This window comes from Adonisia turfae CCMR0081 (assembly GCF_011009555.1).
Classification (GTDB): Bacteria; Cyanobacteriota; Cyanobacteriia; order Phormidesmidales; family Phormidesmidaceae; genus Leptothoe; species Leptothoe turfae.
The window spans coordinates 2,648,334-2,669,374 of the sequence record NZ_QXHD01000004.1 but is presented as its reverse complement, the minus strand read 5'-3'; the positions used below and the strand labels follow the sequence as shown (position 1 = coordinate 2,669,374).

The following is a 21,041-nucleotide window of genomic DNA, read 5'->3' as shown; positions in this document are numbered from 1 at the left end:
AATCAACTAAGCAGGTCACTAACGAGTTTTTCTAACTTTGATTCATCAATGGGTTTTTTTAGGAGCGGCACCGACTCCAAGGAATTGGGAAGAGCGTGCTTGGAGTTATAACCTGTGGTAAAGGCAAACGGTATACCTTGTTCAAGCAGGAAGTCAGCAATTTCAAAACTTGTTTCCTGTTTCAGATCAATATCCAATAAACAGAGCTGATAGCTTTCTTGCCGCAGATATTTAAAGGCGCGAGCGACGCTGGGGGCTGAGGTGATCGATTCTAATCCAATCTTTTTTAAAATACTTTCCATCTCCATCGCAACTAACAAGCTATCCTCTACCACTAATACTTGAATCTGTTCCATGGGCTTGAGTCGGTCAGTTTCTGGTACATTCGCCAAAGGACTAGGCTTTGTACCTCCTGCTTGACCCCACCGAATAAGATTATTGGGCAACCAAAATTCAGCCCTGATTCCAGAGGATAGAAAGTGGATCGTAGCCTCGCCCTCAAATTCATAGGGAATAGCTCGTTCAATTAGATCACGACCGAACCCCCGTCGCTGGGGAGGAGTCACGGTGGGGCCCCCCGATTCTTGCCAGATCAGCTTAATCCCACCATAGTGTTCATACCACTGCACAGTCACATTGCCTGATGTAACTGATAAAGCACCATATTTAGCGGCATTGGAGGTGAGTTCATGGATCACTAAAACAAATGTTGGGACAAAATTGGCCTTGAGACCAATCACGGGACCCGTCAGGGTTACCCTAGGGACTATATCGCTCAGGTAGGGGCGTAATTCAATGGCGAGTAAATTGCGTAAATTGGGCCATTCTAACCCATAGCCTGTGACTAGATCATGGGCGGCGGACAACGCGGCGATGCGGCTTTTTAGGGTTGTTGTATACTCTTCTAGAGAATTTGTAGACATTTCAGTTTGGCGAGCTATTGAGCGAATTAACGCCAAAATGTTTTTAACCCGGTGATTCAGTTCTGCCACTAAAAGATTTTGTTGACGTTGTTGAAAGTCTTGGATTTTAATTCTGGCTAAACGAATCAATTCAGTTCGGATCTCTAGGGCAATATTCAGGTCCGAAGGTGTCCAGGGGGCACAATGGTCCTTAACAATTTGCTTGTACTCTTCAAAGGAGCGTCTTGGGCGTAACTTAGGTTTAGGGCTATCTTCTACGAGCTCTTTACTCTCTGGATTACCTGCCCAGCGAATATCGCTAAGAATCTCATTTCTGAAGAAAATCAGATACAGGGGGGCATCGGAAGGAATTGTAAAGCATAGGCCCCCGGCACTACTGCCCCATGTTTTCACATCAGGCATATCAAGGTCCTGTAGACACTCAATAGTCGTGATATCGGTCTGCCCATGGTCATTATGGTGGTTTGCCAGGGCTAGAACTGTTGAAGTTGAGGGACTATTCCCGTAGCTCGCTAATACCTGTTGCTCACTGATAAAGGCTACGCCATGGGCCGATAGCAGCTGACAAAAGGGTTGGCTAGCTTGAATGATGATCTTGATCCAGTCTTTGGGTGTGGCTTGATCCGCTTGAATAGAGAAAAGCTTGTCTAGTATGGATGCTGCTTGTTTGCGATCGCGAAATCGTTCTTCAGCCAAGATTTGCTGGAACTGTAAGGAAAATAATTGCCTAAATAGTTCAACAACAGTGCGAAGATCGGGGGGGATTACCTTGGATTGTCGGTGGTGTAGGGCAAACAATCCCCACAGTTGCCCCTGCACTGTAATGGCAATGGCCATACTGGCAGTGACCCCCATATTCTTTAAATATTCACCATGGATCAACGATGAACCCCGAATTAAAGCCAGAGACAAGTCGAGGTCAGCTTCTGTTTTATCCAATGCCAGGATCGGAGCCATAGGGGCATGAACATCTGCCACAATACGAACACCTGTTTTCCAAAACAGACGACGGGTGGTATCTGGAATATCAGACGCCGGATAGCGTAAGCCTAAATAGGACTGAGCACCTGGACTGCTGGCTTCTGCGACAACTTCTCCGGACCCATCTGGTAAAAAGCGATAGGCCATCACCCGATCAAACCCAGTGGTGTTGCGTAACTCCTTTACAGCGAGAGCCAGCAATTGCTCTGAGCTAGACGTTTTCTCGAGCATTAATTGAGCTCGCATCAGAAGTGGAGTATGGGTATCCAGGTTTTCAGTAACAGGCTCTAGCTCAATCAAGGTGTGGGTGGAGCTGCAATGGACACTCACATCAAGCCAGCATCCATGAATCTCATAAATTCCTAATCGATGGCGTTGAGTGGTAATTGTCGATAATCCGCAGGCATTATTAAGGTCATGAACGAGCGTGTCGGGTAAAATCGCATCTAGCGGCTGTCCCAAAACATCAGCACTTATCCCGTCAGTCTCATGACCCAAGAGGTTACTCAGGTTATCGGAAACGTGGGTAATATACTCTAATGCACGGTCAGTGGCTAATAGTGCTCCAAAAGACTGAATTACTCCTGGGCTATGAATAGGTTCCTGAGCACAGGTAGTTAGCGCAATCTCCCATTGTTGAGCAAGGTCAGCAGACATAAGGTAACTCGTCTTTGTCGCGCAAAGTGTTTATTAATACATTTCACGTTATATCGTCCCAGTCTATTCGTGTTCTTATGAATTATTTTCAAATTTCTGGAGTTATGCCCAAGGGCAAGGTCATTGTTTGACATATGTTTGACCCTACAAAAAACATAATTTTAGACATAAGTAGGTTGTCACCATTAGCTATCCGATATCACAGCCCCCTTTTCCCAATTCCGGGGGAGATCAAGCCCAAAGCCCTCAGAATTAGGGTTTGGGGGTAAACTCGCAGAAATCAAACAACTGGTTGGCAGTGTATAAGGAACTGAGCTGACCTACTTAGGTCTAAACTTTAACAACTGCATGTCAAGAAAAAATCAGGTGATTGAGAAGATTTCAATCATAAAAGAATCATAAAAAGCTCTAGGTTTGATCAACCAAATGTTTCTAGCTCTGTTACGCTAAAAAGCTAAGGAAGAAAAAGAAAAAATATATAGAAATATTCCGAGAATATACTGAGGTGCCATTAGAAACGTTCCTATTATTTTGAAAAATTGTCTGTCCCCCCTGACTAGAACACATCAATGGTAGATACGATTGATAGACAAACTAGCACTAGCTTTTTGATTGTCGGTATTGGTACGTCTGCAGGTGGGTTGCGTGCCCTCGAAGATTTTTTTGGGAATATGCCCAGCGATAGTAACGCTGCTTTTATCGTTGTTCAACACCTGTCACCTGATTACAAAAGCTTAATGAGTGAACTGCTCAAACGACATACCGACATGGATGTTCAACAGGTGACAGATCAGGTGTCCCTATGCCCTAATACTGTTTTCTTGATACCACCGGGTCAAAATATGGTACTCAAGGACGGATGTTTGCATCTGACGCCACAGGAACGAGGTCGGGGTCGTCAGCCTAATTTACCCATCGACTTATTTTTTAAATCTCTGTCTTTGGAGAGTCGAGAGAAGACTATCAGCGTGATTCTATCAGGAACCGGCAGCGATGGTTCACAAGGGATTCAGGAAATCTCAGAAAAGGGTGGCATTGTCCTGGTCCAGGCTCCAGAAACAGCTGAGTTTGACGGCATGCCCCAAAGCGCTATCTCCACCGGAGTTGTTGATCTAATCTTGCCTGCCAGTGAACTGGCTCAAACGACGTATCAATTAGTGACCGCCCCGAACGGGTTGCAAGTCCTACGGGATAATCTGCAAAACCAGCTAATCCCTATCAAGCTACAAAAAATCATCAATATCATTGAGCAACATGATGATATTGATTTTGGTCATTATAAGCCCAGCTCGATTACTCGACGTATTCGACGACGATGTTTGATTGCAGGTTATCAAGATTTAGATAGCTATATCAGTCGATTAAACGCCTCAAAAGAAGAGCGCAACTGCTTGCGTAATGATTTATTGATTACTGTCACACGTTTTTTTAGAGATGTAGAGGCGTGGCAATTTTTAGAAAACAATGTTCTACCTGAACTACTTGACAGATTTTCCTCAGGACAGACGCTGCGTATTTGGATTACAGCTTGTGCCACGGGGGAAGAGGCCTATTCCATGGCCATCTTAGTCAGAGAACTGCTGGATCAACGCCAGCTGTCTATCGAAGTTAAGATTTTTGCTACGGATCTGGATCAAGTTGCTTTGAATAAAGCATCCTTAGGGATTTATCCAGCACCAATTGTTAATGAAATCGGTGAAGCTCGTGTCAGTCGCTTTTTTACCTCTAGGAATGATGGCTCCTTTGAGGTATCGCGAGCAATTCGAGAGATGATTATTTTTGCCAATCATAATTTGGCTAAAGACGCGGGATTTACCCAGGTGGACTTGGTGACTTGCCGTAATGTCCTGATTTACATGCAAACTGATCTTCAAGCTCAAGTCTTGAGAAATCTGCATTTTGCCCTGAACGTCAATGGTATTCTGTTCTTGGGTGAGTCAGAAACCCTAGGCATTCTTGAAGAAGAGTTTGACACTTTACACCGGAAGTGGAAAATCTATCAGAAATTGAGAGATGTCAAGCTATCCTTATCCACAGGAGCGTTTGCGGCCTTAAAGATCAATAGACCCCAGCTTCAAGTTGCTCTTTCAGATAAAAACTCTCGCTTTGATCCGCTGTTGGAGCAAGCTTTCAAGACTCTCTTAAATCAACGTGAAGCCACTTGTCTACTAGTCGATCGACAGATGCAATTGCTGTATGTGTGTGGTGACACATTAAGTCTCTTAAGGGTGCCCGATGGCAGACAATCGAATGATCTAATCGAGATGCTTCCGCAGTCACTACAGCTACCGCTCAGTACTGCATTGCACCGCATCTGCCAGGGGAGAGATAGTAGAGTTTGCTATAACAGTTACCAGATTAAAGAGCCTGAATACGAGTGTTTGACGGTAAATGTAGAAGTGAGCCGCCAGGCTGCCAATCGTAAGACAGGTGAGTTTTTTTTAATAGTCATTTCTCAGGAGAGCGGGCCTGACACCGCCCTACCTTCAAACCAGTTTGAGACCAGTGACGATACTGCTCAATATGTGTTGCAATTAGAGAGAGACTTGCAGCATACCCGCGAAAATCTTCAGGCCACTATTGAAGAATTAGAAACAACGAACGAAGAACAGCAAGCCACTAATGAAGAATTAATTGCATCTAACGAAGAGCTGCAAAGTACTAATGAAGAACTACAGTCCGTTAACGAAGAGCTTTATACTGTCAATGCTGAGTACCAGTCTAAAATTCAAAGTCTCACTGAACTCAATAACGATTTAGATAATCTGCTAGGCAACATTGAGGTTGGCGTCATTTTTCTAGATAATGGGCTGCGAATTAGAAAATATACGTCTGCGGCTACTGTTGCCTATAACCTGGTTGCCAACGATGTGGGTCGACCCATTGGGCACTTATCTCACAACCTGGAGAATCTTGATTTGCTGGTTGTGCTAGAGCAATTTAAAGAGCAGAGAAAGACTATTGAACAAGAGGTTCAGGTCAAGCACCAGGGACCCCATTTACTGATGCGGATTCACCCATACTTGGCAGAAAATCAAACAGTTGATGGGGTGATCCTCACGTTTGTCAATATTGATGAAATTAAACGCACTCAGCTACGCTTAGAGGCCGCTGAGGCCAGGTTAAGTCAATCCAATGAGATTCTAGAACAAAAAATACAAGGGCGCACCGCTGAATTAACCGCCAGTCAAGAACGCTACGATCTGGCGGTTAAAGGGGCTCGGGTGGGTCTTTGGGATCGGAATCTTCTAACCAATGAGAATTATATATCGCCTCAATATAGGGAAATTCTGGGGTATGAAGACGATCAAGATGAACTTCAAAATTGGCATACTGCATTTGAATCGAAGCTGCATCCCGGTGACTATGGTCGGGTTATGGAGGCCTTGAATAACCATCTACAGCATCGGGTTCCTTATCAGGCAGAATACCGTATGCGTAAAAAAAACGGCGACTATTGTTGGGTTTATGCCAGGGGGCAAGCTATTTGGGATGAATCGGGCAATCCGGTACGGATAACGGGTTCAGTGATTGACATTAGCGATCGCAAAGCTGCCGAAAAAGAGCTACAGGATAGCGAGGCACGCTACCGCAACCTGTACGAAAGCACTCCAGCAATACTATGTTCTATCAACAATGAAGACGAATTAGTTAGCATCAGTCATCACTGGCTGCAAACGTTTGGATATGACCATACCGAGGTGATTGGCCGTAAATTTACAGAGTTTCTGACTCCAGAGTCTCGTCAATACGCTGTAGATGTGGTTATGCCAGATTTTTTGGAGAATGGAGTTTGTCACAATATTCCATATCAATGGATATGCAAAGACGGTAGTATTCGTGATGTATTACTATCTGCAACCGTTGAACAGGGTACGTCCGGCATCTTGCCTCGGTCCTTAGCAGTGCTGAGCGATGTCACAGAACACAACAAATCTCAGGCCGAGCTTGTTCGCTACCAAGAGCATTTGGAAGAATTAGTTGAAGGCCGAACTACTGAAATTAAACAAGCCAACCAGCAACTACAAGCTGAAGTTCTAGAACGGCAGCGAGCTCAAAGTGAACTGGCCAACCGTGCCCAAGCCTTAGAACAGTCCAATGCGGATCTAGAACAGTTTGCCTACGTCGTTTCCCATGATTTACAAGAACCACTGCGGGCCATGACTGTTTTTGCACAACTGCTAGAAGGAGATTATGGTAAGCATCTAGACGCCACGGCCCATGACTATATTGGTCATATTGTCGAGGGTGGCATCCGCATGCATGGGTTAATTAATGGCATTTTGGCCTTTTCACGGGCTACCCATCGTGAGATTACCTTTACAGCTGTGGAGCTTGAGCAAGTATTGACCGCTGCTATCAAAAACTTAAGCTCTGCCATTGAAGAATCTCAAGCGGTCATCACCCATGATGTCCTACCCAGCCTTAACGTAGATGAACCCCAGATACTACAGCTATTTCAGAACCTGATTAGCAACGCCATTAAGTTTCGAGGGGCTGAACCTCCCCGCATCCATATGGGTGCTGAATGGAAGAACAATCAATGGACCTTTAGTCTGCAAGACAACGGCATCGGTATACCCAAAGAACAACAAGAGAGAACCTTTGGCCTGTTTCAACGTTTGCATACCCGCGAAGAAAAGGAAGGCTATGGCATCGGTCTAGCCGTCTGCAAAAAAGTTGTAGAACGACATCAAGGCCACATCTGGCTAGAGTCAGAACCCGGACAGGGCTCAGCCTTTTATTTTACCCTTGGAATGCCAAAGGGTTAGTTGTTACATAAAGCACCAGCTATTTTCTCGATGCCCGATGCCCCATTCCCTAACGTCAGCACCTGTAGTATCCCCTTCGTACTCACAATGGTAGCAACCTTTCAGGCTGTCTTAATATTTAGGCAGCTCTACCCCTAACAACAGTAGATACAATAATCTTGTATACGAAACAAAGGTAGTAGACTTAGTATTTTACAGGATAGGTACTCAAGTCTTTTCACGGCAGATGCCTTACTTCGTATATTCCATTAGCAAATACTCTCTAGTAGCTATAGGTTTTGGCTGCTAGAGAGTATTTTTTATAGGAGTGTTTAAGTTACTACCATATACATCACCTATAGCAACTGTACCTTGGCAGTTTTAAGCCAAAAATCATAGATATGCTGAGCCGTTAATTTATACTCTTCGAGGACAATTGGTTTAGCAATATAGGCGTTTGCATATAGCTCATAGCTCTTGGCAATATCATCCTCCCGCGAAGAGCTAGAAACAATAATCACTGGGATCCTTCGCAGCTGATGATGGCCCTTGATTTCCTGTAGCATTTCATGGCCAGATTTACGGGGTAAGTTGAGATCCAACAGAATCAACTGAGGTAAATCGGCCATTCCATTGCTGAGCAACTGTTCCAGCCAGTTCAGAGCTTGAATACCATCCTTAACAATCTCTATATGTCCCGCATAACCAATACACCTAAAAGCTGTGAGCATAATAGCCGCATCTGTCGATGAATCTTCCACTAAAAGAATAGGAGCATCCATGAACCAGAACCACCCTCTTAAACACCCATAGCATCATTCATTCTAGTAATCAGCAGCACCTTAATTCGCACTACATTTGTAGTCGGGTGATGCTCCCCCAAATTCTCTTCAAATAGAGCTAATGCCTCCTGATAAAGAAACTTAGCTTTCTTATAACGACCTTGATTATCATAAAGGGTGGCAAGCTGATAAACATTTGCCATTACATCAACATGGTCATTGCCTAAGAGCCATTTACGCATCATCAAGGTTCCTTCTAATAGGGAAACCGCTTCATCTGGCTGATCTTGTTCGAGGTGAAGGTTGGCTAAATTAGAGAGAATGCCAATTGCAATGTAGTGCAGCGTTGATTGAGTCGCATCCTGGCCCTGCTGAGATGTGTGGGCCAACTGCGTTTTAATACTCATGTCGGTTTGACAGCCCACCAGACGATAAGCAACACCGGCTGGATCCCACATGGCTGTTGCCCGGGTTAACACCCAAAGATAATCCCCATTTTGATGTTGAATGCGATACTCACAATGAAATGGGGATTGCTGCTGCTGCTGCAAATAATTATTTAACTTTTTCTCAAACAGATCTTGATCCTCTGGATGAATGCGCGATAGCCATTCATCAGGGTTGTCACTAAGGGGTATATGTTCTAGCCCCAGGAGGGATTTCCACTGAGGAGAATAGTAAATAGAGTCTGTTGTTAAGTTCCAATCCCAAATGCCATCGTTCGCTTCCTGAGCAATTAATGCGTAACGTTCTTGATCTTGATTGAGTCTTTGGCTAGATTCTGTTCGCTTAATTGCATACTGAATACGTTGAACAAGTTGATGGCCCACATTAACATAGCCTAGTTGCTTTAGGTAAGCTGGAGAGAAAAAATCGGATTTGACCACATAATCCTGAACGCCTGCTTGAAGCGCGGCCTCTACAACCGTTTGATCCTGGAGGCCCGTGAGCACAACAATAGGTGTCTGAGGTGCCAACTGCTTTAATCGTTTAATTAGAGATAAGCCTTCCCCATCCGGTAAATGCAAATCTAACAAAATAATATCAAAGGTATTAACTTCTAATACAGTCAGTGCCTCATTAAAGCGACGAACATGATGAAATATAGGCTTGTCAACACTTGCTAAGTTGATAATTTTTTTCACTAGCTGAGCATCAGAGGAGCTATCCTCCACAAGGAGTGCATCAATAGTTGATTTCATAGGTTGCGACGAAACGGTATATATACAGAATGATGGGTAACAATGATCCAGATTTCTGGATAAGCTGTTTAGAAAAAGGGTTTTGAAAAAATGTTTGAGTATAATTCAATCTTTGCCTGATAACACCTACTGTTTAGCGGTTAATTTAACTAAAAAAGTTAAATTAAATATTCTTGTTATAGATTACCCACATTATCAAGAACACTATCGAGATTGTTAGTTAGGGGCGTATACAAGGCAGAGAAATTTAGATGCCGCATGTGCCATCTTAGAAGATCTCCTCCTGTCGAAAAGTTCTAAGACTCTAAAACTCCTCCACCTTGTATACCGTGGTAATATTCCCACGCTCATTTACAGCTACCCTCATCAAATCCTAATAAAACATAAAGAAGACCTAAAGGTGTTAATCTCATTTTTCTCCTATCCACTGTCAGTAGAGAGCTTTCATAATATTCATCCGAAAATTTATATATCAACCTTTTGCATCGTTTTATCTGTGACCATAGTAACTATCTATGAAAGTTGATGCGTCTCGTAAATTTTCGATACCTCGTGATACTAGGGCGCTATCAGCAAAAATCAAAAAATAGCCTAAAGGACCATTAAGGTAGGCGGTCCTTTATTGGGCTAAGGGGATTGAGATAGAGAGCTGATAAAATAGGTTGCGATCGCAGCTATATCAATCACCAGAGAGCGGTGGATTGAGGGCAGTTCCGAGAAAACTTGCGCAATTCCGCTGAAGAGTTGCGCTAATTTGCCGTAGATCTAGAACTTTGAATATTTGAACGTATTACATAGTGGAGTCCGCAGTTCTAAACCATGGGTCCATGTTTTCCCATGTTTCCAGGTGAGCGGCTCTGGTTAACATCCCTGAGCCCTGCCAAATCATGCTGGTGGGTGAGCGGCTCTGGTTAACATCCCTGAGCCCTACACAAATTATGCGGGTGCAGGACATACGTAACCACAGGGTTAAACGGTTAAGGTCTCTGGCTCAATAGAGTTACTTGAACGTCAGTGACATTGCTCTCAATAGCTGCGTAATTGACACAAAATATTAGGTCCCATGTCTCTAAAATCTGAATGGCAAGCATCGGCACTACCCAGTTACAAATTCAGTAGTTTTACAGTGGGAGTTGATCTGTCTCCGTTCTTGGATTGGTGGATACAAAATCGAGAAAACTTAAAAACAGAATCGGAGCCTACACCAGATTTGGGCTGCAACTGGTACTATAGTGAACCTGATATCAACAACTTGGTGCGCGTCCAGGTTCGGAATGAATTTTTTTATGCCCCCCAACAGGTAGCAGAACAGCATCAAGCGGCTGTAGCTCAGGGAGGGACTCAATGGCAAGAAGTTTTACAGAGATATTCCAACGTTATCAGGTCACTGAACTGATCGTCCTGACCTTTTAGTTGTCGATAAGACTAACTGACAACAATCCCAAAGAACAGAATTAATGCACCCAGGGTAAAGCCAAAAGCTAAAAGCTAATACCCAATGAAAGCCCCTAGAATTTTGGCTTTGGCAGCAAACTCGCAGATGTTACACAGCTCGCTTGCATTTTATAAAGGCTTGAACTGACCTACTGAAGGATTCAGAGTTTACCAACCCCCATAGACATTCCTACTTAGATTAATTGATATCGACTTCAGCTATATTATGATGTTTGGCAAATAGCTGCTACTTAGATTACATCCTCCATTAATATCGGGGTATTCCAGAGTTAATGCCCTGTATGAAATCTCTTCAAGAAAACAAAAAGCAAAAATATCGACAGTTGCTAATTGTACTGGCGATAACCTTTGTGGTATCGCCATTTTTGCAGGCTGGGATTGGTAATATTTTCCTGATTTCGCTGCTGTTGTATACGATTATGCTGATCATCAGCAGCTTTCCACTACCTCGAAAGTTATTGGCCATTTATGGCGCGATCGCAATTATTGCCTTCTGTTTAGAAGTTATTTCTACCCTGAACGGGGGCTTTTATCTGAATCAAACATTTAGCCTCATATCTCAAATTGTTTTTGCCATTTACTTAGCAGGAGCCGCCTACTGGATTGGTCGAGATATCTTTACTACGCCCGAAGTCACCATAGATATTGTGCGAGGTGGTATTAGTGTTTATTTATTGATTGGGTTTGTCTGGGCGTTGTTGTATGGCATTGTGAACACTTTAGATGCTAATGCCTTCTCTCAACCACTTGTACGAGTAGACTCTTATCTCAGAACAATACATTTTAGTTTTACCACCCTGACTACTTTGGGATATGGCGATATTGTGCCTTTAAGTGAAGTTGCCCAAGTATTAACAAATTTGGAAGCTATTATAGGCCAGATGTACTCTTCTATTTTTATTGCTATTCTGATCGGTAGCTATCTCAGTCACCGCTCCAATTAACATCGTTAACACGATAAAACATGACATTAGGTGACCTGAAAATCAGATGTTAAACTCTGTGTACTTGTGCTTTGTTGACTAGCATTCAGTAAATTTATTTGGCAACATTAGGCAAATCTAATCCGGGACGTTCCATAGTTACAGTTTCGCAACTACCTACTCTATGTCCTCTGACGGTATCAGCCCTCAACCGCCGATTGAGCAGTCATCCAATAATTCATCAAATACTAATGTAGAGACGGCAGTCGAAACGCCTCCCCCATCTACAGATACGGCTTCTCAATCCAGTGCTTTGCCAAAATGGCGTAGTAAGTCTAAGAAACCGCTGTGGCCAGCCGTTGCCCTGGCTATGTTAGTGGTAGCTGGATTTGTGGGTGTAAAAGCCTATCAAACATTGACAGCCGCTCCCCCATTAGAAGAAACAGACGATGCAACCAATCAATCTCGTTTACCCATAAGGGTGCTCAGGGCGCAAAAAGGGCCAATCCAGGGATGGGTGTTTGATGAAGGTTCCGTTTGGCCAGTCCGACGGCGGATACTTAACTTTCAGGCCAGTGGTGACATTATTTATGTGGCTAAGGTCGATGGCGTCGAACTGCGAGAAGGAGATTTTGTCTCCCAGGGGCAGCTGCTGGCCACCATTGATGCCCGCAGACAGGAATCTAGCATTGCTACCGCTGAGGCGGATATCCAAGTTTCAGAAACCCAACTAAACCAGTCCAGAGCCAGTTTATTGCAATCCCAGGCGAATCTAGAAAAGGCTAAGTCGGACCTGGCCCTGGCTGAGACTGAGTTACAGCGTTATGAGAATTTATTTGAGCAGGGGGCAGTATCGGAAAGCGATCGCGACGCCTACATCAACCGAGTAGACCAGGCCGCCGCCGCCCTGAAGACCGCTGAACAAGATGTCCGCTCTGCCGGCGAGAGCATTCGTTCTTCCGAAGCAGGGGTGAATGCGTCAGTGGCTCGCCTTAATCAAAGTGCCGTTGACCTAGAAGATACACAGTTAGTCTCTCCATTGGATGGAGTGGTGGCTTATATCAACATTCGAGAAGGGGAGTATTGGAGCACCCAATATCTCAATACAAGCAGCCCCCAAGATTTGATTGAGTCTGCCCCCATCGTGGTAGTTGATCCTCAATCCTTTGAAGTAGAGATCGAACTACAGGCAGGGGAAGCCGGAGAGATTAAGCCCGGTCAGCGAGCCTATGTTGTCTTAGAAGAAGAGGTCAGTGCGCTCCAGGCAGCTGGAGCTAACTCCCAGGGATTACTTGATATTGCTAGACAGCGGGGCAGTGGTGGTCAAGTATTTGCGGTTAGCCCTTCCCAAACACCTGGCAGTCGGGGCACTGAAATCACGATTCGAAACCTGGAACAGGTCGGTAATTTAAAGGTAGGGGGCCGGGTTTATGTATGGATTGAAGTGGCTCGCGATAACGATGCCGTGGTTTTACCCCTCGGGGCTCTAGTCTCCAGAAATCAGCAATATTATGCCTTTGTCGTCAATGAAACTGATGGTACCGTCCAACAGCGACGCATTACCGGCGGGATTGAAGGATTATCTGGCGTAGAAATTCTCTCCGGTATTGAACCCGGTGAGCTGGTGGTAATCGAAGGCCAAAACCGTCTGGTAGATGGCACCCCCGTCGAGATTGTTGACCGAAATTAAGCACTATGCAAATTGACGAGCACGTTACGGCTGCTCCTGAAACTGAGAAGGGTGCTGATATCTCGTCAGTTCCCGCCTGGATGGAATTCTTCTTTACTCAGCAGATCTTTGCCATTCTCCTCTGCTTTATGCTGATGATGGGGGGCCTGATGGGCTATTTCTCCATGGTGAAGGAGGGCGATCCCGAAATTAAAATTGCTCGGGCCATGATCACCACCACCTGGGGGGGGACCGATGCCGAGACCCTCGAAAATCAGGTCACAGACAAGCTAGAAGAAGAAATCAAAAGTCTTCAAGGTCTAGATGACTTTACCAGTGCCACCTTCAATTCATTTTCCATTATTAATGTTGCCTTTAAGGCAGAATCTCCCGTTGCAGAATCCATTCAAGAACTGCGGGGTAAAGTTGACGACGCCGAGACAGAACTCCCTGAAGAATCCACCGGACGTGAAAAGCCAGATTTTGAGCAGCTATCCCAACAGGATTCACCGGTTCTCACCCTGGCGCTAACAGGAGAGGGGTTAGACATTGGCTTACTCAGTCAGGCTTCAGAAGATTTACAAGAACGCCTAGAATCTGTTCAAAACGTACGAGAGGTAAATCTAGGCGGTCAGCGCGACGAAGTGATCCACGTACAAATGATTCCCAGCCGGTTGACCACCTTGGGGATTGCGGCCACCCAGGTGCGCGATGCCATCCAGGGGGGCAATATTGACCGCTCTTGGGACCTGGTGCGGGATGATGAGATTGGGGCCCAGGTGCGTCTATACGGTCGTTTTCGTACCCTGGAAGATTTAAAGAATTTGCCCGTAACCCGCTTGGATGAGAATCGGGTGGTCTTGCTGTCGGAGGTGGCCGACGTCTACCAGGGACTGGAGCGGGAAACCCAACGGGCCTTTTTAAGCTGGGAAGGGAGTGAGTTTAGCCCCACCATCAACCTGGAGGTGGTCAAAGTTGCTGGTAGCGACACCATTCAGGTAATCGAAGACGTCCTGGCAGAAATGGAGCTGGTGAAAAATGATCCCAGTATCTGGCTCCATGGCATGGATTATCAGGTGCTCACCAATGATGCCGACACCATTCGCAGCGACCTGGCAAATTTGGGTAGTAACGTCCTGCAAGCATCGCTGTTAGTCTTTGCCATTTTGTTTGTGGCCCTGACCTGGCGAGAGGCGCTGATTGCAGGTTTAGCGATTCCCATGACCTTTGCCGGGGTGTTGTTTATCCTCTGGATGCTGGGCTACACCCTCAACACCATGGTCACCGTGGGGATGATCTTAGCCCTGGGACTCTTGGTGGATGTATTTATTCTCATGTTAGAGGGGCTGCACGATGGCATTTTTGTACAGGGTTTGAGCTTTCCTAAAGCGGCCATTAAAACTGTGCAAACCTATGCATCGCCTGCCTTTACCGGACAGCTCACCACCATTTTGGCCATGGCTCCACTGATGGCCATCTCCGGCACCCTGGGTAAGTATATTCGGCTGATTCCCATTAGTGCCATTACCTGTTTAGTGATGAGCTATGCCCTGGCCCTGTTGGCGGTGATTCCCTTATCCAGATTTCTGCTCGGTAATCAAGGTGGCAGCGGTGAGTCTAAAACCTACGTCGACCGTCTAACAGAAGCTGCATCTGAAAAGTTTTCCCACTGGAGTTTACGCATGACCATTCCCAATCGTCATGTGGCTCGTCTGTGGACAGCTGGTGCGATCGCGCTGTTTGTCTGTGCCATTCTTTTATTTAGCCAGCTACCCAGTTCTTTGTTTGCCGTTAGCGACGACAACAAACTCAGCCTCAATGTGGAACTGCCCCCAGCCGCTACCTTAGAAACCTCTCAAGAGGTAGCCGATCGCATGGGTGAAGTGGTGCGCAACTACAGTGACCCCAATGGCGAGAAGGTGTTTGAAAGTGTGGTGAAACTGGTGGGAAAGCGCAGTAACCTGGTTGCTACCAGCGAAATTAAACCGGGCAATGCCGATTATTTTGTCGGTCTGTCGGCAGTCTTAGTGGATCGTAACCAGCGGGCACGAGATTCTTTTAAATATGCTTACGACCTCAAAGTTCAACTAGAAAAAGAGATTATCCGTAACTACCCAGGGGCTGTATTGAGTACAGGGTTTCCACTGTCTGGTGGTGGGTCTGATCCAATTCAAATCGAGATTTTTGGTGACGACTTACAAACCCTAAGGGAAATCTCCAGCGAAGTACAACAGGCACTGCGAGAAATTCCAGGCACCATGGATGTGCGTGACGACCTGGGTAATCTCCGAGAAGATTATAAGCTTGTGCCTAAGCGGGAGTCTCTTAACTTTTATGGCATCAGCCAGGATGAAGTGGGTTTGCAGGGGCGTTATCTGATGATTGATAACGATGTGGGTGACTTCTCCATTGGCAGTGGTGAAGAGGATCTTGAAATTCGCCTAAGTACCCAGTGGCCATCTCAACAGGGGCGGATTGGTGGGCCTTCTCGCCTGGATGAATTTGCCACGATGCGGTTTATCAACTCAGACGGTGAAGCCATATCGCCCGATGCCCTGTTGGAAGAAGTGCCAGGTGCTGTCCCCCTGGCGATCACCCACCGTGATACTCAGCGCAGCGTAACGGTACTGGCTAAGGTGATACCGGGGCAGGACTTCTATGACTCCCAAATCCTGGCTGAACTGACGCCCAAGCTAGAGGCAATGCAGTATGACCCCAACGATGAGGGCAATGCTGACCGCTGGCCTCGGGGGTATTCCTATCGGTTTGGTGGCGATGCAGATACCAGCAGTGAGACCTTTGGTTCTGCGGGTCAGATGCTGGTAGTGGCCATCTTCTTGGTGTTTGCGGTGCTGGTGTTGCAGTTTGGTTCCTACACTCAGCCGTTGATTATTATTCTCACCATTCCCTTTGCCTTAATTGGTACCTTGTTTGGGTTCTTTTTGTTGAGGCTATCGTTCTCTTTCCCGGCCATGATTGGTGTGATTGCGCTTGTCGGAATTGTGGTGAATGATGCCATTGTTATGGTGGAGACGATGAACGAGCGACGGAAAGAGGGGCTGGATGTACGCCATGCGGCAGCGGCAGGGGCCAGCGATCGACTGCGACCAATTTTGACCACATCGATTACCACTATTATTGGTCTGTTGCCGTTGGCGCTCAGTGATGCTCAATGGTTCCCGCTGTGTATGGCGATTATTTTTGGGTTGTTGTCGGCGACGTTGATTGCGTTGCTGGTGGTGCCAGGGCTTTACTTGCAGCTCACACCAACCAATTCCAAAGCTGTTTTGTAAATGTTCTGGCATTAAGGCGTACACAGACCCTCAGTGAGTCTCTAAACTGGGTGCGTAATGGATCGTTAAAAACGGTATGGACCGTTAAAAGCTGCGATCGCAAAACGCACCAAGTTTATACCTCGTCTATTGCTTGATGGCCAACCGTTTGGTCAAAATGGCCATCACTTCATTGGGCCGTCCGGTGGAGATGGGTTTACTCCAATCGTTGGGCTCGGCATAGTGTTTTTTGTGCAGGTCTTGAATGGTCAGTCGCACGGCAGTAAGGCTGCCAAACAGCAGATGGCGAACGGTTTCGTATTGATGGTCGGGCAACGGTGCGGTGCTAACAGGTAATGTGGACGCAACAGCGCCCTGAGTCATATCGAGAAACATAAGCTTTGGTCTCCAAACGTAGAGTTGTTAAACCGTTGCCGCGTTTGAAAGCTGTAGCTAAAGAACTACAGTCTGGCGGCTCGGTAAGAAACCAAAGCTCAAATTTAGCTACCCCGATTATGTGATGCAAACCGGGGCAGCAATAGGATAAAGTATCCCAAGCCTCGGACTGCTGGTTCAGTCGGGGGTCAGCTGGCGGTTCGGTGTTAGCCGCACCTGCCGCCAGTGCTAAATATTGAGCTTTGTAGTCATGCCCAGAAGGGCGTGAGAACTAAAGTACCGCTAAGACATTTCTCACGTCAAGCCATAGATATCGCTTTGCGCACATAGTTCACAACAGAGTTGATCGCTAACAACCTTACATAGCCGTTGATTACGAATCCAATGGACTCCGTACTCCACGTCCACCGCGATTAAGCACATGGGTATAAATCATTGTGGTCTTCACATCCTTGTGGCCTAATAGCTCTTGTACGGTGCGGATATCATAGCCATCTTCCAAAAGAAAAAGAGTTGTAATGGACCAACTAGCGAGTTGGGCAACATGGTACGGCGATCTTTCTGGCCTTTGCCATCTCGCACTGTAATCTGGTGATACTCAAAATCTAAATCCTTCATACGTAGACGTAGCCTTTCCATCAAGCGCATACCTGTACCGTAAAGCAGACTGACTATCAGATGTTGGATGCCGTCTAGGTTCGTTAAAATTCGCTTTACTTCTGCGCGGATAAATACAACCGGTAAGCGCTGAGGTTGTCTAGCTCGTTCAATATCATCTATATACGGTAATTCTATATCTAGAACTTGACGATATAGAAATAGTAGAGCACTTAAAGCAACGGTTTGCGTTGATGCCGCCACATTACGGTGAATCGCTAAATGTGATAGGTAAAGCCCTGATTTCAAGCGCTCCCATATCCTTTGGATGTCGCTTGTTATGAAACAGGATGAAATCCCGAATGTAGTGGATATAAGACTTTTCAGTTGAAAGGCTGAAATGCTTTAAGCGAGCAACTTCCCTAACTTGATCTAGCAAGCGCGGCGGCTTGGGTGGTGCCATGGTAAATGCTGTATAACGCCCTCATAGGGGTGCTTATCTATCAGATCTGCTGGATAAGATCCCTATTTCCCATACTTAACTGTCAGAAGTGCTGGATAACACCCTGGATTCCCGGAGTTATACAGCAAAAATTCGGTATAAGTTCTATGAATAGGGGTGTTATCACGCAGATCTGCTGGATAAGATCTAGAGGGTTGGATCTTATCCAGCAGATCTGACACTGAATTACAAGTTATGCGGCAGTTGCTGTCGCACCAGCAAGTACATATATTTTACTCTGGTGGTCTTTTAGGGAAGCGCTCAATAAATGGATGCATCATCATGAGGCAGTTTTGGCTTAGCATGCTGCTGTACCATGATCAAGGTTAAGATTGAAGCATTAAGCCAATGTCTGTAGGGCTCAGTAAAGATGAGAATAAAGCAAATCTCTGTCTATGGTTTATTCGGAATTTTTGACCATGAGATTCCCTTGAAGACTGATGAAAGGATTACTATTATTCACGGACCAAATGGCTTTGGCAAAACGGCAATATTAAGAATCTTAAATGGTTTTTTTAACTCTCGATATTCAGAGTTGAGGTCGATCCCATTTGATAAGTTTCAAGTCAAATTTGATAATCAGAAAGTCATTGAAATTGAAAGAAAATTAAAAGGCCATCAAGAAAAGGAGGAAGTTGACATAACCTTTCGATTACGGCAGCCCAGTTCCAAAGAGTTGTCCTTTTCATTAGGAAAAATAAATCTCTCTCCCGACATGGGTTTTCCACTTAGCATCATAGACGATGTTGTGCCAAGGCTAGAAAGAATAGGTCAGAGAAAGTGGATGTATATTCCTGATGAAGAAATTTTGTCTTTAGAAGATGTTGTTGAGCGTTTTGGAGATTCTTTATCCGATTACTTCCCTAAAAACATAAGGGCATCTTACTCAAGAAAAGAACCCGAGTGGCTTAAGGATTTAAAGAATTCTATAAACATTCGCCTTATTGAATCGCAACGCTTACTAAATCTCGTTGCTAATAGTTCTTCTAGAAAATATCGCGGACAGCCGTCGATGCTATCTACTGCTTCAGCCTATTCTGATGAACTTGCAAAGCTTATGCAGGAAAAATTTAACGAATATGGAACAACATCACAATCTCTTGATAGGACATTCCCATTGAGGGTTGTAAAACAGCAACCATCTGCAGATGTAACAGATGACCAACTTCGTCAACAATTAAATGAGCTTGAATCAACTCGCTCTCGTCTTATAGAAGTGGGTTTGCTAGACAAGGAAGAAGATTCAGAATTTCAAATCCAACCTCAAGATATAGACGAAAGTACTAAAAATGCTTTATCAGTTTATGTTGAAGATGTAGAGAAGAAACTGAATGTATTTGCTGAAACTGCAAGAAAAATCGATCTTTTGAGAAGGATTATCAACAACAAGTTTGAGTATTCTTACAAAGAAATAAATTTCAGCAAAGATGAAGGCTTTGTTTTTACAACACGCTATAATCCCCTCTCTTCGGACCCAAAGAAACTTCTGCCAACCGATTTATCATCTGGCGAGCAACATGAATTAGTTCTTTTATATGAGTTATTGTTCAAGGTAAAACCTAATTCTTTGGTCTTAATAGATGAGCCAGAACTCTCTCTACATGTAGGATGGCAGATTCAGTTCTTAAAGGATTTAGAAGAAATTACCCAAATTGCTGATTTAGACGTCTTAATGGCCACTCACTCGCCAGACATTATTCAAGATAGGTGGGATTTGACAATTGAATTAAAGGGGCCAGTGAAGTGAGAGATTTGCTTGCACCAGCTCGCGTTGCAAACCAGATCAGGCTGCGGCGAAGTACATATCAAGGAACATTTTTACTGGTGGAGGGCAACTCAGATAAAGTTTTTTATAAACGCTTCACTGATCACTCCACGTGCCAACTAGTTACTGTTTCGGGCAAGCCCTCTAGCAAGCTACGAGTGATTGCTGTTCTAAAAATTTTGGAAGAGGAGTCAGCCTTTAAAGGGGTTTTAGCAATTGTTGACGCAGATTTTGACCGACTTACTTCTCTGTCACCTTGTAGTTCCAATCTCCTTTATACTGATACCCATGACCTTGAGACAATGCTAATTAATTCGCCAGCATTTGATAAGGTTATTTCCGAGTTTTGTTCTGAAGAAAAGTTGCTTGAGTTTAACCAAGACATAAAGTTGACAGTACTTGAAAGTGGTATTTCAGTCGGCTATTTACTTTGGATTTCTCAATATGAAAGATTTAATCTGACGTTTGATGGTATTAAATTTAGTAAATTTATTGACGAGAAAAATTTGCAGATAGATGAGATTAAACTAATTCGTGAGGTTAAGAATAAATCTCAAGCTTTTTCATTGAAAGAAGAGGATTTACTGCTTCGACTGAAAGACCAGAAAAGTAATAATCATGATCCTTGGCAAGTTTGCTGCGGCCATGATTTGGTTGAAATCCTATCGCTTGGTTTACGGAAAACCATTGGTTCTAATAAGGCTGCTGCTGTTGAATCCTGTAACCTTGAGCGTTATCTAAGGCTTGCCTATGAGGAAAGCTACTTTCGTAGTACACAACTATACACAAATATACGAAACTGGGAAGCTAACAACCAACCTTTCAAAGTTCTGCGAAGTGATTTATGAGCCTTGCTATGTGGAACAAATAGATTTTCTTGATATTGTGAGTATTCTATGGAACAGACTTTAGCGACAATGATTATTGATGGACATTTCTTCATCACAGGCCAAACAAACCGCATAACAGCCCAATGCAGCGGTCGGCTGAGAGCTGCTGGTAATGGATTCAAACTTTTCCATCGCCGCTGATTGGGAACGTTATGCTGCTTGTAATTCAGTGAAGGTAGCCTAAAAGCTATCTGTAAGCATTCAAGGCCAAGCTACTAGGTTTTGTAGTATGTTGTAGTATATTTATTGAGGTTTACAGAGTTAACTGGAGTTCAT

The 21,041-nt window shown here is 44.8% G+C and carries 11 protein-coding genes and 1 pseudogene; 7 read left to right on the top strand and 5 right to left on the bottom strand.

Features of this window, described 5'->3' with window-relative positions:
- Positions 1-2: 2 nt before the first annotated feature.
- On the bottom strand, positions 3-2,561 hold the full coding sequence (locus DXZ20_RS15760; RefSeq protein ID WP_163699167.1) for an HWE histidine kinase domain-containing protein: 2,559 nt from the start codon (positions 2,559-2,561) through the stop codon (positions 3-5).
- A gap of 569 nt (positions 2,562-3,130) precedes the next feature.
- Between DXZ20_RS15760 and DXZ20_RS15755 the strand changes: the two genes are divergently transcribed.
- Entirely contained in the window at positions 3,131-7,333 is a 4,203-nt protein-coding gene (locus DXZ20_RS15755; RefSeq protein ID WP_163699165.1) for a chemotaxis protein CheB, read from the top strand.
- A gap of 335 nt (positions 7,334-7,668) precedes the next feature.
- Here DXZ20_RS15755 and DXZ20_RS15750 read toward each other — a convergent pair whose 3' ends face one another.
- Positions 7,669-8,094 (bottom strand): response regulator, encoded by a 426-nt coding sequence (locus DXZ20_RS15750; RefSeq protein ID WP_163699164.1) that lies wholly within the window; start codon positions 8,092-8,094, stop codon positions 7,669-7,671.
- A 17-nt stretch (positions 8,095-8,111) separates the two neighbouring features.
- Positions 8,112-9,296: a PAS domain-containing protein gene (locus DXZ20_RS15745; protein ID WP_163699162.1), complete on the bottom strand. Its 1,185-nt coding sequence runs from the start codon at positions 9,294-9,296 to the stop codon at positions 8,112-8,114.
- A gap of 1,063 nt (positions 9,297-10,359) precedes the next feature.
- Between DXZ20_RS15745 and DXZ20_RS15740 the strand changes: the two genes are divergently transcribed.
- The 4 genes from DXZ20_RS15740 (at position 10,360) to DXZ20_RS15725 (ending at position 16,636) form a co-directional block, all read left to right on the top strand.
- Positions 10,360-10,692, top strand: a complete 333-nt coding sequence (locus DXZ20_RS15740; RefSeq protein ID WP_163668610.1) for a hypothetical protein — start codon at positions 10,360-10,362, stop codon at positions 10,690-10,692.
- Between the two features lie 340 nt (positions 10,693-11,032).
- A complete protein-coding gene (locus DXZ20_RS15735; protein WP_250565113.1) occupies positions 11,033-11,695 on the top strand; it encodes a potassium channel family protein in 663 nt (220 codons plus the stop codon).
- 163 nt (positions 11,696-11,858) lie between these two features.
- Positions 11,859-13,364 (top strand): efflux RND transporter periplasmic adaptor subunit, encoded by a 1,506-nt coding sequence (locus tag DXZ20_RS15730; protein ID WP_163699160.1) that lies wholly within the window; start codon positions 11,859-11,861, stop codon positions 13,362-13,364.
- A 5-nt stretch (positions 13,365-13,369) separates the two neighbouring features.
- A complete protein-coding gene (locus DXZ20_RS15725) occupies positions 13,370-16,636 on the top strand; it encodes an efflux RND transporter permease subunit (protein WP_163699158.1) in 3,267 nt (1,088 codons plus the stop codon).
- Between the two features lie 126 nt (positions 16,637-16,762).
- On the opposite strand, the gene DXZ20_RS15720 is transcribed toward DXZ20_RS15725, so the two are convergent.
- Positions 16,763-17,011: a hypothetical protein gene (locus tag DXZ20_RS15720; protein WP_163699156.1), complete on the bottom strand. Its 249-nt coding sequence runs from the start codon at positions 17,009-17,011 to the stop codon at positions 16,763-16,765.
- A gap of 373 nt (positions 17,012-17,384) precedes the next feature.
- Positions 17,385-18,071: pseudogene (locus DXZ20_RS15715) on the bottom strand (phage integrase N-terminal SAM-like domain-containing protein).
- Positions 18,072-18,480: 409 nt separating this feature from the next.
- Between DXZ20_RS15715 and DXZ20_RS15710 the strand changes: the two are divergent.
- Both DXZ20_RS15710 and DXZ20_RS15705 read left to right on the top strand, forming a co-directional pair.
- Positions 18,481-19,857 (top strand): AAA family ATPase, encoded by a 1,377-nt coding sequence (locus DXZ20_RS15710; RefSeq protein ID WP_163699154.1) that lies wholly within the window; start codon positions 18,481-18,483, stop codon positions 19,855-19,857.
- The gene (locus DXZ20_RS15705; protein ID WP_163699152.1) at positions 19,854-20,723 is read left to right on the top strand and encodes a DUF4435 domain-containing protein; all 870 of its coding nucleotides are present in this window, start codon (positions 19,854-19,856) and stop codon (positions 20,721-20,723) included. The genes DXZ20_RS15710 and DXZ20_RS15705 overlap by 4 nt, the downstream gene beginning before the upstream one ends.
- Positions 20,724-21,041: the final 318 nt, after the last annotated feature.

Bases quoted from the DNA above. Each gene is read 5' to 3' on its own strand.
- DXZ20_RS15725 (WP_163699158.1), top strand. From the start codon at position 13,370: ATGCAAATTGACGAGCACGTTACGGCTGCTCCTGAAACTGAGAAGGGT.
- DXZ20_RS15755 (WP_163699165.1), top strand. From the start codon at position 3,131: ATGGTAGATACGATTGATAGACAAACTAGCACTAGCTTTTTGATTGTC.
- DXZ20_RS15745 (WP_163699162.1), bottom strand. From the start codon at position 9,296: ATGAAATCAACTATTGATGCACTCCTTGTGGAGGATAGCTCCTCTGAT.
- DXZ20_RS15740 (WP_163668610.1), top strand. From the start codon at position 10,360: ATGTCTCTAAAATCTGAATGGCAAGCATCGGCACTACCCAGTTACAAA.
- DXZ20_RS15730 (WP_163699160.1), top strand. From the start codon at position 11,859: ATGTCCTCTGACGGTATCAGCCCTCAACCGCCGATTGAGCAGTCATCC.
- DXZ20_RS15710 (WP_163699154.1), top strand. From the start codon at position 18,481: ATGAGAATAAAGCAAATCTCTGTCTATGGTTTATTCGGAATTTTTGAC.
- DXZ20_RS15735 (WP_250565113.1), top strand. From the start codon at position 11,033: ATGAAATCTCTTCAAGAAAACAAAAAGCAAAAATATCGACAGTTGCTA.
- DXZ20_RS15750 (WP_163699164.1), bottom strand. From the start codon at position 8,094: ATGGATGCTCCTATTCTTTTAGTGGAAGATTCATCGACAGATGCGGCT.
- DXZ20_RS15760 (WP_163699167.1), bottom strand. From the start codon at position 2,561: ATGTCTGCTGACCTTGCTCAACAATGGGAGATTGCGCTAACTACCTGT.
- DXZ20_RS15720 (WP_163699156.1), bottom strand. From the start codon at position 17,011: ATGTTTCTCGATATGACTCAGGGCGCTGTTGCGTCCACATTACCTGTT.